General features: G+C 43.8%; 15 protein-coding genes and 1 other RNA gene. 15 read left to right on the plus strand and 1 reads right to left on the minus strand.

Going from position 1 to position 15,798, the window contains the following annotated elements; all coding sequences use genetic code 11:
• Positions 1 to 19: 19 nt before the first annotated feature.
• The 15 genes from ybeY to ACFQV5_RS21670 all read left to right on the plus strand — a co-directional run bounded on the left by ybeY (position 20) and on the right by ACFQV5_RS21670 (position 13,712).
• The gene (ybeY, locus tag ACFQV5_RS21600; protein WP_379249872.1) at positions 20 to 517 is read left to right on the plus strand and encodes an rRNA maturation RNase YbeY; all 498 of its coding nucleotides are present in this window, start codon (positions 20 to 22) and stop codon (positions 515 to 517) included.
• Positions 517 to 897 (plus strand): diacylglycerol kinase family protein, encoded by a 381-nt coding sequence (locus ACFQV5_RS21605; protein WP_379249874.1) that lies wholly within the window; start codon positions 517 to 519, stop codon positions 895 to 897. The genes ybeY and ACFQV5_RS21605 overlap by 1 nt, the downstream gene beginning before the upstream one ends.
• 60 nt (positions 898 to 957) lie before the next feature.
• A complete protein-coding gene (locus tag ACFQV5_RS21610; RefSeq protein ID WP_379249875.1) occupies positions 958 to 1,365 on the plus strand; it encodes a cytidine deaminase in 408 nt (135 codons plus the stop codon).
• A gap of 57 nt (positions 1,366 to 1,422) precedes the next feature.
• A complete protein-coding gene (gene era, locus ACFQV5_RS21615) occupies positions 1,423 to 2,325 on the plus strand; it encodes a GTPase Era (RefSeq protein ID WP_379249877.1) in 903 nt (300 codons plus the stop codon).
• Between the two features lie 145 nt (positions 2,326 to 2,470).
• Positions 2,471 to 2,614, plus strand: coding sequence for a YqzL family protein (locus ACFQV5_RS21620; RefSeq protein ID WP_379249879.1), 144 nt, complete (start codon positions 2,471 to 2,473; stop codon positions 2,612 to 2,614).
• Positions 2,615 to 2,650: 36 nt separating this feature from the next.
• The gene (gene recO, locus ACFQV5_RS21625) at positions 2,651 to 3,406 is read left to right on the plus strand and encodes a DNA repair protein RecO (protein WP_379249881.1); all 756 of its coding nucleotides are present in this window, start codon (positions 2,651 to 2,653) and stop codon (positions 3,404 to 3,406) included.
• Positions 3,407 to 3,775: 369 nt separating this feature from the next.
• Complete coding sequence (glyQ, locus tag ACFQV5_RS21630) at positions 3,776 to 4,663, plus strand: glycine--tRNA ligase subunit alpha (protein ID WP_379249883.1); 888 nt, start codon at positions 3,776 to 3,778, stop codon at positions 4,661 to 4,663.
• Positions 4,656 to 6,731 (plus strand): glycine--tRNA ligase subunit beta, encoded by a 2,076-nt coding sequence (gene glyS, locus ACFQV5_RS21635; protein ID WP_379249884.1) that lies wholly within the window; start codon positions 4,656 to 4,658, stop codon positions 6,729 to 6,731. The genes glyQ and glyS overlap by 8 nt, the downstream gene beginning before the upstream one ends.
• Positions 6,732 to 6,930: 199 nt before the next feature.
• On the plus strand, positions 6,931 to 7,404 hold the full coding sequence (locus ACFQV5_RS21640; RefSeq protein ID WP_379249886.1) for a YaiI/YqxD family protein: 474 nt from the start codon (positions 6,931 to 6,933) through the stop codon (positions 7,402 to 7,404).
• A gap of 40 nt (positions 7,405 to 7,444) precedes the next feature.
• Positions 7,445 to 9,262 carry a DNA primase gene (gene dnaG / locus ACFQV5_RS21645; RefSeq protein ID WP_379249888.1) on the plus strand — a complete coding sequence of 606 codons (1,818 nt, stop codon included), beginning with the start codon at positions 7,445 to 7,447 and terminating at the stop codon, positions 9,260 to 9,262.
• Positions 9,263 to 9,304: 42 nt separating this feature from the next.
• Complete coding sequence (gene rpoD, locus ACFQV5_RS21650; protein ID WP_379249890.1) at positions 9,305 to 10,438, plus strand: RNA polymerase sigma factor RpoD; 1,134 nt, start codon at positions 9,305 to 9,307, stop codon at positions 10,436 to 10,438.
• 378 nt (positions 10,439 to 10,816) lie between these two features.
• Positions 10,817 to 11,581, plus strand: coding sequence for a tRNA (adenine(22)-N(1))-methyltransferase (locus ACFQV5_RS21655; RefSeq protein ID WP_379249891.1), 765 nt, complete (start codon positions 10,817 to 10,819; stop codon positions 11,579 to 11,581).
• Positions 11,557 to 12,672: a Nif3-like dinuclear metal center hexameric protein gene (locus tag ACFQV5_RS21660; protein ID WP_379249895.1), complete on the plus strand. Its 1,116-nt coding sequence runs from the start codon at positions 11,557 to 11,559 to the stop codon at positions 12,670 to 12,672. Before ACFQV5_RS21655 ends, ACFQV5_RS21660 begins: the two co-directional genes overlap by 25 nt.
• 128 nt (positions 12,673 to 12,800) lie before the next feature.
• An RNA gene (rnpB, locus tag ACFQV5_RS21665) (RNase P RNA component class A) lies at positions 12,801 to 13,201 on the plus strand.
• Between the two features lie 238 nt (positions 13,202 to 13,439).
• On the plus strand, positions 13,440 to 13,712 hold the full coding sequence (locus ACFQV5_RS21670; protein WP_379249898.1) for a hypothetical protein: 273 nt from the start codon (positions 13,440 to 13,442) through the stop codon (positions 13,710 to 13,712).
• Positions 13,713 to 13,848: 136 nt separating this feature from the next.
• On the opposite strand, the gene ACFQV5_RS21675 is transcribed toward ACFQV5_RS21670, so the two are convergent.
• Positions 13,849 to 15,750: a S8 family peptidase gene (locus tag ACFQV5_RS21675; protein WP_379249900.1), complete on the minus strand. Its 1,902-nt coding sequence runs from the start codon at positions 15,748 to 15,750 to the stop codon at positions 13,849 to 13,851.
• Between the last annotated feature and the right edge of the window lie 48 nt (positions 15,751 to 15,798).

Consider the following 15,798-nt stretch of genomic DNA (forward strand, 5'->3'; position numbering starts at 1 on the left):
AGAAATGGAGCGTTTGAGAATGAGTCTGCAACTAGTATGGAACAATGAACAAGAGGATTTTGTCATTTCTGAAAATCTGATCTCTCTTCTCGAACGAATTCTACAGCAAGCTGGAACTATGGAAGGCGTGACAGAAGGGGAAGTTGATCTTACTTTCGTTGATGATGCACAGATCCATGAACTGAACAAAGAATATAGAGGAATCGACCGACCAACCGATGTGTTGTCGTTTGCTATGCATGAATCGACGGACGAAGAACTACAAATCATTTACGATATGGACCACGTTGATGAAGCCGATAATGTTCCTGATGTGCTGGGAGACATCATCATCTCTGTTCCGCGTGCTAAGCTGCAAAGTGAGGAATACGGCCATTCACTGGAACGGGAGCTTGGTTTTCTCTTCGTTCATGGTTTTCTTCACCTGTTGGGGTATGACCACCAGGATGAAGCAAGCGAAGCGGAAATGATGGGCAAGCAAGAGGCAGTTCTTGCTGAAGTGGGATTAACCCGTTAGTGAAACCTTTCAAGCCTTCGCTACGCGCCACCTTTACATTTGCGGTTCAAGGTATTGTTCACGCCTTTAAAGCCGAAAGGAACATGAAGATTCATACAGCTGCCGCTGCTATTGTCTTTATATTGGGGTGGCTATTGGAATTGACACCAACGCGCTGGCTATTTCTGGCGCTTGCCGTAACATTGGTTATTTCGGCGGAATTGATAAATACAGCGGTGGAAGCTGTAGTAGATTTAGTATCTCCTGACGAACATCCCTTGGCCCGTATTGCCAAGGACACAGCCGCAGGGGCGGTATTGATTACCGCTCTTTTTGCGGTAGTCGTCGGGATTGTGGTATTTTATGAGCCGGTAATACACTGGTTTGAATCTCACCTTTAACGCTACTCTGCCTAATAATTTAGGAGTGTAATGATGTAATTCTCAGGAGGAGGGATTTTCATGAAAGCAGAAGTGTTGATTCAGGAAGCGATTAAGGCTCGTTCACGAGCGTATACTCCGTATTCTAATTTTGGAGTCGGGGCAGCACTGCTGGATGAGTTTGGTGAAGTTCATTATGGCTGTAATGTTGAGAATGCGGCTTATGGGCCGACCAATTGCGCTGAACGTACTGCTCTGTTTCGGGCTATTGCTGATGGACATAAACCCGGAAGCTTTAAGGCCATTGCTGTAGTCGGGGATACCGAAGGTCCATGTATGCCTTGTGGGGTATGCAGGCAGGTATTGGTGGAACTATGCAAGCCTGACATGAAGGTCTTTTTGGGAAACATCAAGGGTGACATTCAGGAAACGACCGTAGAAGAATTACTTCCAGGGGCTTTTGGGCCTTGGGATTTGAAATCAAAGTAAGTTAAAGAGTACACAACAAACTGTAGGACTATCAGAGGAATTATAGCGGAGGATTATATGCAAAAGAATACATTTAAATCTGGTTTCGTGGCCATTATCGGACGTCCAAATGTCGGCAAATCTACATTGATGAATCAGGTGATTGGTCAGAAGATTGCTATTATGTCAGATAAGCCACAAACCACTCGGAATAAAATTCACGGAGTATACACCACGAACAATTCGCAGGTTGTATTCTTGGATACTCCCGGGATCCATAAGCGCCAATCCAAACTCGGAGATTACATGAATCAGACTGCCCTTGGAACGCTTGGTGAAGTGGAAGCGATTTTGTTCTTGGTCGATGCTTCTGAAGGATTTGGTGGAGGAGATCGTTTCATTGTTGAACAATTGAAGCAGATTCGCACCCCTGTAATTCTTGTTATGAACAAAATCGACAAAATTGAACCTCAGGCATTATTGCCACTAATTGAAGAGTATCGCAAGCTTCACGACTTTGCAGAAATCATTCCGATTTCAGCGAGACTTGGAAACAATGTGAACACGCTGCTCGAACAGATTGAGAAATATTTACCTGCAGGTCCACAATATTACCCTGAGGATCAAGTTACGGATCATCCAGAGCAGTTTGTCTGCGCTGAATTGATTCGTGAGAAAATACTCCATATGACTCGTGAAGAGGTTCCGCACTCCATTGCTGTTACGATTGAGGATATGAAGGTAGAGGAGAATGGAACAGTTCATATATCGGCTGTGATTTTTGTGGAACGTGATTCTCAAAAAGGGATTGTTATCGGTAAACAAGGTTCTGTGCTGAAGGAAGTTGGACGACAGGCTCGACAAGATATTCAGCGATTGCTTGGCTCCAAGATTTTTCTAGAGCTCTGGGTAAAAGTTAAAAAAGACTGGCGCAATCAAGATCGCGTTCTCAAGGATCTCGGTTTTCATCGTGGACAATAATCATACTCTGCAAGCTGTATAATGCCAGATCTCGTACTGTCAATTTGAATTCTTGCCAACTATTGCAAAACATAAATCCAGTCATACGCGAACATCCTAATGTCGTAGATGCAGACGCCATTTCCGAGAGAAAGGATGAATACGAATGCGAGATTTTTCGTGGAAGTATTTTACGATGACTGGAGATGTCGATGCTTATTTGCTGTACAAGGAGTCTGATGGCAATACGGAACTCGCTAGTACGGCAATCGCAGAAGAAGAGGCAGTAGAGTATGAAGAGAACGAATGATTTTTGGCTGTTGCAGGAATGGTTGGGGGATAAAGCATGCTATACAGGGTGGAAGGGATCGTCATCCGCAGCATGGACTACGGTGAAGGGAACAAGATCATTACACTTTGCACCGAAAAATCAGGCAAGGTAGCGGTTTTAGTTCGTGGAGCGAAAAAATTAAAGAGCCGCCATGCTGCACTGACACAGCTCTTTACTTATGGTGAATATGTGTTTTTTAGAAACGGAACGGGGTTAGGGACATTGAACGCCGGTGAAATTATAGAGTCCCACCATGTGCTCCGGGAGGATCTTTTTAAAGCTGCCTACTCCTCATACGCTTGTGAGCTGCTTGACCGGGTGCTTCAGGATGAGGAGACAGGCGCTTTTTGGTTTCATCAGCTGAAAGCTTGTCTTGAAGCCTTACGGGAGGATAAAGATCCTCAAATTATCATCAATTTGTATGAAATGAAGATATTACAGGCAGCAGGTTACGGTCCGGAGCTGAATGTTTGTGTTTCCTGCGGCAATGATCGGGTCGATGAGGAAATGTTAGTTAGTCCTAGGCTAGGAGGTGTCCTATGCCGGCGCTGCAAACACCTAGACCCGCCAGCGATGCCTGTTTCTCCAAAGACGTTAAAACTTCTCAGGGTATTTGCTCGACTGGATCTGAGAAGACTTGGCAATATTGATGTTAAGGAGTCCACAAAAGCAGAACTTAAGACGGTGATGAGGGCGCTGATGGATACACAATTAGGTTTGCGGCTAAAGTCCCAAAATTTCCTCGATCAAATGGACAAATACGATATTTGACGTCTGCAAAAAAATTAGGTATCATATGTTAAGTTTCTATTTAATATTGACATGCGTTGAACGGGAAAGTAATGGATGATAACCGATTAATCAGCGAGCCGGTGATGGTGAGAGTCCGGTGTAGGAAATCCATGAACATGGCGTCCGGGAGCATGCTGCACGTGATAAAGTGGGTCCTGATGGGGCCAAGTAGGGTGGAACCGCGGGAAGCTACAGCTCTCGTCCCTATGTCTGTACAACAGACGTAGGGACGAGAGCTGTTTATGTTGTGCAGAGCAAGCAATGAGAGATGTTTGCGAGAGTGTATCCTGTGAACGATTATTGCAAAGTGCAGAAGAGAATTATAAACGGTGTGAAGGAGCTGAAATCATGAATTTTCAACAAATGATTTTGACGCTGCAGCAATTTTGGGCGGAACAGAATTGTATTATCGTACAACCGTACGACACGGAAAAAGGCGCAGGGACAATGAATCCGATGACGTACTTGCGATCGATTGGACCGGAGCCGTGGAATGTAGCTTATGTGGAGCCTTCCCGCCGTCCTGCAGATGGTCGTTACGGTGAGAACCCGAACCGACTATACCAGCATCATCAATTTCAGGTCATTATTAAACCGTCTCCTGATAATATCCAGGAACTATATCTGGAGAGCTTGAAGCGTCTGGGAATTGATCCGCTTGATCATGATATCCGGTTTGTAGAGGATAACTGGGAAGCGCCGACCCTTGGAGCTTGGGGCCTTGGTTGGGAAGTTTGGCTTGATGGTATGGAAATTACGCAATTTACGTATTTCCAGCAGGTGGGAGGCATTGACGCAAACCCCGTGGCCGTAGAGATTACTTACGGTATGGAGCGTTTGGCGTCCTATATTCAAGACAAAGAAAATGTCTTTGATCTAGAGTGGGTTGACGGCATTACATATGGTGATGTGTTCCAGCAGCCTGAGTTCGAGCATTCCAAATATACATTTGAGGTTTCTGATGTGAAAATGTTGTTCACTTTGTTCAACATGTATGAGGAAGAAGCCAACAAGGCAATGAGCCAACACTTGGTATTCCCAGCTTATGATTATGTTCTGAAATGCTCCCACACATTTAACTTGCTTGACGCACGCGGAGCAATCAGTGTGACGGAGAGAACGGGTTACATTATGCGCGTACGTAACCTGGCTCGCCAAGTGGCAGCCACGTATTTAGAGGAACGTGAAAAGCTTGGATTCCCGCTGATCAAGAAAGGAGGCGCTGACCGTGGCTAAAGATTTATTGTTTGAAATCGGGCTGGAGGAAGTGCCTGCACGCTTTCTGCGTGCAGCGATGGAGCAACTTGAGGATAGAACCGTTAAATGGCTTGAGGCTTCCCGTGTTGCTCACGGAGAAGTGAAATCTTTCGCGACCCCGCGGAGACTTGCTGTTCTCGTGAGGGACGTAGCTGAGAAACAGACGGATGTTAGCGAAGAAGTTAAAGGGCCTTCACGTAAGATTGCTCAGGATGAGAATGGAAATTGGAGCAAGGCAGCACTTGGTTTTGCTCGCAGCCAGGGTGTAGATCCTGACAGCTTTACATTTAAAGAGCTTTCGGGCGTTGAATATATCTATGTTACAAAAAATAGTGTCGGCGTTCAGACTTCAGAAATTTTGGCTGAAGGACTAAATGGAATCCTCACCTCGATGACATTCCCTAAGAACATGAGATGGGGCTCTTATGAGTTTAAGTTTGTTCGTCCGATCAAATGGATCGTTGCGATGCTTGGATCCGATGTGATTGATATGGAGATCACTGGAGTCAAGTCTGGTAACGTAACGACAGGACACCGATTCCTTGGCAGTACAGCGATTATCCCGGATGCTTCGGCATACGTTGATGTGCTTAGAGAGCAGCATGTTATTGCTGATGTGAAGGAACGTAAGGATATGATTGTTTCGCAGATTGAGTCCTTAGCTGCTGAGAAGGACTGGAATATCGCAGTGAAAGAAGATCTACTTGAAGAGGTGCTGTTCCTGGTGGAGACACCAACCGTATTGTATGGCTCCTTTGATCCATCATTCCTTGAGATTCCTCAGGATGTGCTTATTACATCCATGCGGGAGCATCAGCGTTATTTCCCTGTCTTAGATAAAAAAGGTCAACTGCTTCCGTATTTCGTAACGGTTCGAAGCGGCGACAACCGTTCTCTTGATATTATCGCCAAGGGGAACGAGAAGGTACTTCGTGCTCGTTTGTCTGATGCCAAGTTCTTTTATGAAGAGGACCAAAAACTGCAAATTAAAGAAGCTCTTTCGAAGCTGGAAAGCATCGTATTCCATGAAGAGCTTGGAACAATTGGTGATAAAGTCCGTCGTATTCGCCGGATTGCAGACAATCTGGCATCGAAACTTAGCGTATCTGCAGAAGCCGCAGATTCGGTAAGCCGTGCAGCAGATATTTGCAAATTCGATCTGGTTACTCAGATGGTATATGAGTTTCCTGAACTTCAAGGTGTTATGGGTGAAGACTACGCACGTAAGGCAGGAGAGAAGGAGAGCGTAGCTAAAGCCGTGTTTGAACATTATCAGCCGCGTTTTGCGGGAGATTCTGTTCCTTCCACCGATGTAGGTTCAATTATTAGTATCGCTGATAAAATCGATACGATTGTAGGTTGCTTCTCTATTGGTATCATTCCAACAGGTTCTCAAGATCCATATGCATTGCGTCGTCAAGCACAAGGTATCGTACAGATTATCCTAGAACATAAGCTGCCTATTGCACTGTCCGATGTATTCGGAATTGCACTTTCCGTCCATGAAGACATGCGGGTGCTGAAACGTTCAGGTTCAGAAATAAGTAAAGATCTGAATGAATTCTTTAGTCTGCGCGTGAAAAAGCTTCTGTCTGAAGAGCAAAGATATGATGTAGTTGATGCCGTAATATCTGCCGGATTTGATCATGTCGTATCGGTTGTATCACGTGGGCAAGCGCTGATGGACGCAGTCAACGGTACAGAAGATTTCAAGACGATTGTGGAATCCTTTAACCGCGTAAGCAATCTAGCTGCAAAAGCCGGTAAGATTGCTGTTAATCCTGAACTGTTTACAGAAGCCGAGGAGAGCAAGCTGCATGAGGCGTGGCTAGCAATTCGTCAGCCATATGAAGCTGCAATGGAGAGTTCTGACGGTGAGCATGCATTGTCACTTCTGAGCGGATTGAAAGAGCCGATTACCGGATTTTTCGACTCAGTTATGGTTATGGCAGAGGATGAAGCTGTTAAAGCGAATCGCTTAGCTCTGCTATCCGGTATAGATCGAGATTTAAAACAATATGCAGATTTTACGAAGTTGGTATGGTAGATCTTTAGAGCAACTGAAAATTATGGTTTCAACAAACGAAGCGGGGCCTTTTCTAGGGAAGGCGACCGCTTTCGTTATTCCATGGAGCGATTGGAAAAAAGAGGATTATCTTTTGAAAGATGAAGAAGAAGGATTTTAATCCTTATAAGACGTATATAATATATGAGCGAGATAATTAATTGAAAAATCGGTGATGTCTATGACGTTCATACGTTCTCTACAGATTGTTGTTGATGGCGATGCTTGTCCCGTTAAGAAAGAGATTGCTGAGACAGCGCGATCTTTTGGAGTTCCCGTATTGCTAGTGTCTTCATACGATCATTTGCTTCGTGAAGAAGAAGGGGTACGAACGATTCAGGTAGACCGCAGCGATCAAAGTGCTGACCTCTACATTGCCAATCATATCGTGCGCGGTGATATTGTTGTCACACAGGATTACGGATTGGCTGCACTTGCCTTATCTAAATCTTGCCACGTACTATCCTTTCGGGGACGCATCTTCAATGATCAGGATATTGATTTTTTGCTTGATTCCAGACATCAAAAGGCCAAGGCAAGAAAAGCAGGACATTACGGCAAGGGTCCGAAGAAATTGACGGAAGAGGACAAGATAATTTTTCAACATAAACTGACAAAACTTTTGCAAAAATTGCAGGAGAACGTTCGTTCATAGCGAATATTATTTACGTGCTAAAGAGATGAAGGTGGTTTGGATGAGTACCGGACAAGGCAGTATACCTGATGATGTCATCGAGGCAGTGCTGACCCGAAGCGACATTGTGGATACGGTTAGCAAGTACGTGCATCTTACCAAACAGGGGAAATACATGAAAGGGCTATGCCCTTTTCATTCAGAGAAGACCCCTTCCTTTACGGTTACACCGGAACGCCAAATCTTTTACTGTTATGGTTGCGGCAAGGGCGGTAATGCCATTAAATTCAGAATGGAAATCGAAGGATTCTCCTTTCCCGAAGCTGTAAAAATCATGGCAGAAGAGAATGATATCTCCTTACCGGAAGGTCAAGGTGTCTCCGTCATTCCGCGAAATCCGGAAAAGGAGCGTTTGTATGAGGCTTATGAACTGACTGCTAAGCTGTATCATTTTCTGCTTAAGAATACGGAACATGGTAAAGAAGCAATTGCATACTTACGTTCTCGCGGTATGACTGACAAAATAATCGATCAATTTCAGATTGGATTTGCACCGGATCGGTGGGACACACTAGTTCAATTTTTGAGCAAACGGTCCTTTGATCTGAAAGAGATGGAGAAAGGCGGGCTCTTGTCCGCAAGACATGAAAGTGATGGTTATCTGGATAAATTCAGAGGAAGAATTATGTTCCCGATTCATGACCGGAATGGCAGAGTGATTGCATTTGCAGGACGGATCTTGGGAGAAGGACAACCTAAATACCTGAATTCCCCGGAGAGTTTGTTATTTAATAAGAGTCGAACCCTTTATAACCTACACCAAGCTAAGTCCGCTATTCGAAAACAACGTCAGCTTATACTCTGTGAAGGTTATGGAGATGTTATTGCTGCTTGGGAAGCGGGATTTCACAATGTAGTTGCAACGATGGGAACCTCTTTAACAGAACAACATGTTGCAATGATGAAGTCGATGGCAGAAGAAATCATCATTACTTATGACGGAGATAAAGCTGGATTGGCTGCTGCAATGAAAGTAATGCCTATGCTTGAGAATGCCGGTCTTAAGGTAAGAATAACGATTATGAGTGATGGAATGGATCCAGATGATTACTACCGTAAGTATGGCGCAGATCGTTTCAGGCATGTTGTGGAGTCAGCCGTTTCAACTACGAAATTTAAACTTATATATCTGAAGAAAAACCATATACTGCTAGAAGAAGAAGGTAAGATATCGTACGCAAAAGAAGCACTACCGATTATTGCTGTTCTAAATTCCTCAACGGAACGTGAAGTTTATTTGAGAGAGTTGTCTACAGAACTTAACCTTTCTTATGAAAGTCTTAAGCAGGATTGTAATCTGCTCAGACAATCGATGCAAAAAAAGATGGGCAGTGGGGATAATAAGGATAAAAAGTGGAATAATGGTAGGCATAAAATAGGGAAAGTTTCGGCTCCTACATTACTACCGGCATATCATGCCGCAGAACGACGGCTGTTGTCTCTAATGCTCCAAGATGCAGAGGCAGCCCGGTATGTAAACGAAAATCTTGGAGAAGCGTTTAATATCGATGATCATGCAGCTATTGCTGCTTATCTATATGCTTACTATGCGCAGGACAAACCACCGGATATTAGTCGTTTTATGTCCTCTCTTCAGGATGACAAGTTAGAGAAAACGGTGAGTTCGATTTCCATGATGGATACTCCTACGGACTGGAATGTTCAAGTACTCGATGATTGTATACGGGAAGTACTGAAATATCCTCAGCAGAAACAGATTGATCAGAAAAAAGAAGAAATGATGAAAGCGGAGCGCTCTGGAGATTTTATGCGTGCCGCGCAAATTGCAAGTGAAATTATTGCCCTAGAGAGACAGTGACGGCCCAGCTTGAAATGTTTCTAGGGAGGAGGGAGTCGAAAGATGGCGAAAGATCAGCATACTGAACTAGAAACGGAATTTACACTGGATCAAGTAAAAGATCAGTTGATTGAACAGGGTAAAAAGAGATCCGTACTGAGCTATAAAGACATTATGGAGAAACTATCACCTTTTGATCAAGATCCTGAGCAAATGGAGGAATTCTACGAACAGCTCGGCGATTTAGGGATTGAGGTAAATAACGAAAGTGATGAGGACAGTGGCCATCGTCAGTCCGATGATCAGGATGAGAATAACAACGACGATTTTGGCGGGTTTGATGATGATCTGTCGCTGCCTCCAGGTATCAAAATCAATGATCCGGTACGTATGTACTTGAAAGAGATTGGACGGGTACCGTTGCTCTCTGCCGACGATGAAGTTGAATTGGCGAAACGTATTGAAAATGGGGATGAGGAAGCGAAGCGTCGTCTCGCGGAAGCTAACCTTCGACTCGTTGTAAGTATTGCCAAACGGTATGTAGGTCGCGGAATGTTATTCCTAGATCTAATTCAAGAAGGTAATATGGGTCTTATTAAAGCGGTTGAGAAGTTCGACCATAAAAAAGGATATAAATTCAGTACTTATGCTACTTGGTGGATCCGTCAAGCCATTACACGTGCGATCGCAGACCAAGCCCGTACGATTCGTATTCCTGTTCACATGGTTGAAACGATCAATAAATTGATCAGAGTATCCAGACAACTTTTACAGGAGCTTGGACGAGAGCCGTCTCCTGAAGAGATTGCAGCTGAAATGGAACTGAGCGTGGAAAAAGTTCGCGAAATCATGAAGATTGCCCAGGAACCAGTCTCGCTCGAAACCCCAATAGGTGAAGAAGATGATTCCCATTTGGGAGACTTTATCGAAGATCAGGAAGCTCTTGCACCTGCCGATGCGGCTGCTTACGAGTTGTTGAAAGAGCAGCTCGAAGATGTGCTTGATACACTCACAGAACGTGAGGAGAACGTACTTCGTCTTCGCTTTGGACTTGATGATGGACGGACGAGAACCCTTGAGGAAGTTGGTAAAGTGTTTGGCGTTACCCGTGAACGGATCCGTCAAATCGAAGCTAAGGCGCTTCGTAAACTTCGTCATCCAAGCCGTAGCAAGCGGTTGAAAGATTTTCTCGAATAGGACTATGCTATGGGACCTTCTGCAGATATTTCGCAGCAGGTCCCATTTTTATTAAATTGATAATAAAAATCTTAATAAACAGATATATAGAAGGCAGTAATGATGCCTATACTAGGATAAGAAATAAATGTTTCGCTGCAGTTAATGATTTTCTTGGTTATGGTTTAATTTCCTTGATTTGTCGTATTGGTCTTTATTTTAGCTCTTTTTCTTAGGTATTGCAAATTACTTCCATCTGTTTTGATCAGTGATTATGCTGTGAAATGGAAAGTTATCAGGATATGATTTGCAGTTTGCGGTACTGTTTGATAGGGTATTGAATGAGTCTGAATTCAGGTATAACTTGTTACGAAAAAATAGGATTGTGTGGGTGTCATCATGAAATTATCGAATCGTTTGCAGTTAATATTGGATCATATCCCTCAGGGCAGCCGACTTGCCGATATTGGGTCTGATCATGCACTTCTACCAACAGCGGCTGTGGAGACCGGGACTTGTGTCTCAGCTATAGCTGGTGAAGTGAATAAGGGACCGTATCAAGCGGCTTACAAACAGATCCAAGAGGCTGGATTAACTGAGACCGTATCTGTCCGCCTTGGTGATGGCTTAGATGTATTAAAGTCAGGTGAAGTAGATGTAATAACAATTTCCGGAATGGGCGGAGGGTTAATTGCTTCTATACTTGATCGAGGTGTAGAGAAGCTGAACGGGGTAAGTAGGTTGGTCCTTCAGCCAAATGTAGGTGAGGATATCCTTCGTAAATGGCTTTTAGCTCATCATTGGGTGCTCATTAATGAACATATTATGGAGGAAGATGGCAAGATATACGAAGTTCTAATTGCAGTCCCATCAGAGCAAGAGGGCATTGAAATTACGAACGAGGCGTTGTATGCAGAACGAACTCTTGATGGAGGCCTTGTTCTATCGACAGATTGGCTTCTCCGAATGGGCCCATGGCTTATAAAGCGACCAAACCCTATATTTCATGCCAAATGGAAATCAGAGATCAATAAGTTGAACAGCATACTGCGTTCCTTATCGAAATCCGAGCTGGCTTCTGCTGAAGAGAAGTCCGCACATATCAGAGCTGATATCAAAAAAATTGAGGAGGTGCTGGCATGTTTGCCAAAGGACAAACTGTAATACAATATATGGAACAGCTGGCTCCGAAGCATGTTGCAATGCCGGATGACCGGATCGGTTTACAGCTGGGCACATTGCAAAAAGAAATCAAGACGGTTTTAGTTGCGCTGGATGTGAATGAGGAGGTCGTTGAAGAGGCTATCGAACTGGGAGCCGATCTGATCATAGCTCATCATGCGATTATTTATCGGCCTTTGAAACAGCTACAAACAGACTCGCCGATGGGCAAAGTATATGAAAAGCTGATTAAGAACGATATCGCCGTATATATAAGTCATACCAATCTAGATGTGACAGAGGGCGGCATGAATGATTGGATGGCTGAAGCGCTCGATATGGTGAATACTTCACCGATTCACGATGTACATACAGAACAGCTATCTAAATTAGTTGTGTTTGTACCGAAAAGTCATCACCAGGAAGTGCTGGATGCGCTACTCAATGCAGGAGCCGGGGCAATCGGTAATTACAGTCATTGCAGTTTTAACATAGAGGGCTTCGGCACTTTTATTCCAGGGGAAGGTACGGATCCTTTTGTCGGTAAACAAGGTAAGCTGGAACGGGTTGATGAAGTGCGTATCGAGACCATTGTTCCACTGAACGTACGAAATAAAGTGGTGCAAGCGATGCTTAAAGCTCACCCTTATGAGGAAGTTGCATATGATTTATATCCATTGGATCTAAAAGGACGCTCGTTAGGCTTAGGACGGATTGGAAAACTAAATGAACCCGTAACACTCGCTGCATTAGTTGACAAGGTTAAAGAAAGGCTAGACGTTCCATATGTACGTGTAGTTGGAGATCTTGATCGCATTATTAAAAAGGCGGCAGTAATCGGAGGCTCGGGTGGTAGCTTTATGAACAGTGTGTTGTTTAAAGGGGCTGACGTACTGGTAACGGGAGATATTGACTACCATACGGCTCAAGATGCTCTGGCTGCTGGACTTGCTATCATTGATCCTGGTCATAACGCTGAGAAAATTATGAAGACAAAAGTAACGGAATGGATGGAAGCGAAATTAAAAGATCATCGATATGAAACTCGGGTCATAGCTTCCACGATCAATACGGAACCTTTTCGGTTTATGTAAGAAAATAAAGATAGCCGGGGAAAATGGGAGATAGTAAAAGGAAGTGCTGGAACTTTCCTCTTGGAATGCTAATGATTAAGGGGTTGTATCCAATCTGAAATCCTTGTATACTATCAAGTGTTGTCCGGAAAGTTTAACAGACAATCGCTGGCGGCGAGAGCCGCGAGAGGAAAGTCCGGGCTCCACAGGGCAGGGTGCTGGATAACGTCCAGTCAGCGCGAGTTGAAGGATAGTGCCACAGAAATGGACCGCCGATGGCCGCTTGCGGCACAGGCAAGGATGGAACCGAGGTGTAAGAGACCCCGAGGAACGCTGGTGACTTCGTTCCTGGTAAACCCCACCTGGAGCAAGACCTAATGGGACGCAGCTTCTTTCGAGGAAGCAGCCTTAGCCCGAGGCGCGTCTGGGTTGGTCGCTGGAGCCGTTCAGTAATGTTCGGCCTAGATAGATGATTGTCGCTTAAGGTGGCAGGGTAGTTCCCGTTATGACCACGAAAAGCACAGAACCCGGCTTATGGTAAACTTTCTTAACTGCAACAGTGTTTCTAATGGTTTTACCCTGGTATATGCATGATTATAACGCGTATCTTTTTGGCTGACCTTAACAGGTCAAACGAAAGGATGCGCGTTTTTTCTTTTGAATATTCTCTTCTACCCGGGCAAATGCTTCAATTTTTGTATGTAGATGCTATTAACAGACAAACGTCCATACCAGTTAGCCCTTTGAATAATAAGCTAATATCATCAACGGAAAGGAAGTGGCTAGCAATGTCTTGTGAAACAAATTGCCCAAGTTTTTGCCCACCGGTATCACCGATTGTATGCGAGCCAATCGTTATTGTTAGAGATCATTTTGTACCACAAATTGTTCCTGTTATTCATCCGATTAAAGTGGTAGATAAGGTACATTGTGTTCCAGTACAACAGCATATTTACAAATGGGAAAATGAAGAGGTAGTAGGAGGAGGCGTAAGCGTTTCAGGTAAATCATCGCCTAAGAAACGTTCCGCTAAAGTTTCACGTGCCCGGAGTAAAAAATAATTACTTTCCTTGTAATTACCGGGTTATTAGGCTGGTAAACGTCATTGATTAACACATAGGGAATGTTGACGTTATCCACTCTAACGTATAAAAAGGTGACCCGAAAGGCCGAAATGGCTTAGGGGTCACCTTTGTCTTACTTGTTATTATCGGAATTATTTGTACGCTGAAGTTCTTGTTGAAGCCGCTGGAGAACATTCTGTGGCCATAATTGTATAGGTCTACTCTGATAGTCTGCAGCTTGTAATGATCGGAATACATCAACCTGGCCATTTCCGAAATATTTATCTTTCCCTTTGTCACCAAGATCTACAGCTTGTGACTTCATAAGGTCCATAACCTCCTGGTTGGACAGCTCAGGGTTTAATGAGCGAATAAGTCCCGCCATAGCGGCTACATGAGGACTTGCCATAGATGTACCAGATAGAGCAGCATATTGATTCCCCGGATAAGTACTTGCGATATTTGTTCCGGGTGCAGTTACATCGATATAATCTCCGTAGTTTGAATAGTCCGCTCGAGTCATATCTTGATTGGTGGCACCGACGGCTAATACTTCTGGATAGGCTGCAGGATAACCTGGTCGCTCTGTATTATCGTTGCCTGAAGCTGCCACAAGGAGTACATCACGGTCATATGCATATTTAATAGCATCATGCAGAAATTGAGAATCTGCATAGTTGCCAAGACTCATATTAATGATCTTAGCTCCATTGTCAGTTGCCCATATAATACCTTCAGCAACAGCATAGGTTGTGCCTGATCCGCTTCCGTCAAGAGCCTTAACTGGCATGATTTTGTTATACCAGCTCACTCCAGCTACACCTTCTCGATTGTTCACCAATGCGCCGATAATGCCAGCTACATGAGTGCCATGTCCGACATCATCTTCGGGATCTTTTTTAGGGTCCACTACGTTATAACCTGGTACAAGCTGTCCTGCTAAATCGGTATGATTTAGATCGACCCCCGTATCAACAACGGCTATAATTACGTCTTTGCTCCCCTTAGACAAGTTCCAGCCCCGATTGGTTTCGATTGCTGGAAGATTCCACTGATATTCTGAGAATAGTAGATCATTCGGGATATTCACATTTTCCGTGAATGGATCATTGGAATCATTCGTTAAATACATAAAATGAGGTTCCGCGTATTGAGTACTCCATTTTTCACTAAAGTAGGTGTGGAGTGCTTTGTAATCCATCCGATCAGATCTGAAGACATAGGCATAACCAAGTTTACGTGGAATCTCACCGGATATCTCTTTGCTTATCTGCTTTAACTCCTTCTCGGTTGGTTCTTTAGAAAAGCGGATAACAATTTCGTTCTCATAAAAATGACTTGCCTTTTCATTGTCATGTCCTGTCTTCACTGTAATGTCCTTGAGAGTGTCGCTGTGAACAGATTCCACCTTGAATTTTCCTTCTTTCGGATAAGGAATCATCCGCAGATTTCGCTTCTGATGATTCGTTACTTCCTTGAGCACCTTCAGGTTGATCATTGCGGCAGCTCCGTACTTATGATCTTCCGAAAGTTCAGCAATAACGAAATAAGGTTCACCACTCAAATTAAATTTAGGTGACTCATAGGATTTTTTAGCTTTTAAATTTTGATGAGCACGTTTTAAATGCTGCTGAATTTGTTGTTTGTCCTGAGTGCTCCAATTCCGCTCCTTGATGTTGACTACAGACTCTTTGTTATTCTTAAGATCATACCAAATAAATTTCTCGAAGTGATCGTGAGTCCTTTGATGATCTTTGACTGATTTTATGATTTGATCCGGTTTGTGAATCTTGTCCTGTTTTAATATGATTTGTAAATGCTGTTTAGCATCCATTCGGCTGAACTGATCGGTAGAATTGAGATCACCTGTTATCGTTGCTTGTTTAAAGTGACCTTCTTCCTTTGCTGGCAACGGTTTTTTTTGTGCTTCATAAGAATGTTCTGGAAGATTTGGGTCTGGAATCATTAAAAAAATAACGAACAGCCCTAAGACAGCAACTGTTCCTATAACACTCCATAGGCGTCGTGAATTCATGCTCATTCTCCTTACAGATGGACTTTTATTTTCCTTATATCGTTGGGA

Origin of the sequence: Paenibacillus sp. GCM10028914, from assembly GCF_042666275.1 — a bacterium.
In the GTDB taxonomy this organism is placed as follows: Bacteria; Bacillota; Bacilli; order Paenibacillales; family Paenibacillaceae; genus Paenibacillus_AQ.

Coding starts and splice junctions, on each gene's coding strand:
- ybeY (WP_379249872.1), top strand. CDS start 20: ATGAGTCTGCAACTAGTATGGAACAATGAACAAGAGGATTTTGTCATT.
- ACFQV5_RS21610 (WP_379249875.1), top strand. CDS start 958: ATGAAAGCAGAAGTGTTGATTCAGGAAGCGATTAAGGCTCGTTCACGA.
- era (WP_379249877.1), top strand. CDS start 1,423: ATGCAAAAGAATACATTTAAATCTGGTTTCGTGGCCATTATCGGACGT.
- ACFQV5_RS21620 (WP_379249879.1), top strand. CDS start 2,471: ATGCGAGATTTTTCGTGGAAGTATTTTACGATGACTGGAGATGTCGAT.
- recO (WP_379249881.1), top strand. CDS start 2,651: ATGCTATACAGGGTGGAAGGGATCGTCATCCGCAGCATGGACTACGGT.
- glyQ (WP_379249883.1), top strand. CDS start 3,776: ATGAATTTTCAACAAATGATTTTGACGCTGCAGCAATTTTGGGCGGAA.
- ACFQV5_RS21640 (WP_379249886.1), top strand. CDS start 6,931: ATGACGTTCATACGTTCTCTACAGATTGTTGTTGATGGCGATGCTTGT.
- dnaG (WP_379249888.1), top strand. CDS start 7,445: ATGAGTACCGGACAAGGCAGTATACCTGATGATGTCATCGAGGCAGTG.
- rpoD (WP_379249890.1), top strand. CDS start 9,305: ATGGCGAAAGATCAGCATACTGAACTAGAAACGGAATTTACACTGGAT.
- ACFQV5_RS21655 (WP_379249891.1), top strand. CDS start 10,817: ATGAAATTATCGAATCGTTTGCAGTTAATATTGGATCATATCCCTCAG.
- ACFQV5_RS21660 (WP_379249895.1), top strand. CDS start 11,557: ATGTTTGCCAAAGGACAAACTGTAATACAATATATGGAACAGCTGGCT.
- ACFQV5_RS21670 (WP_379249898.1), top strand. CDS start 13,440: ATGTCTTGTGAAACAAATTGCCCAAGTTTTTGCCCACCGGTATCACCG.
- ACFQV5_RS21675 (WP_379249900.1), bottom strand. CDS start 15,750: ATGAATTCACGACGCCTATGGAGTGTTATAGGAACAGTTGCTGTCTTA.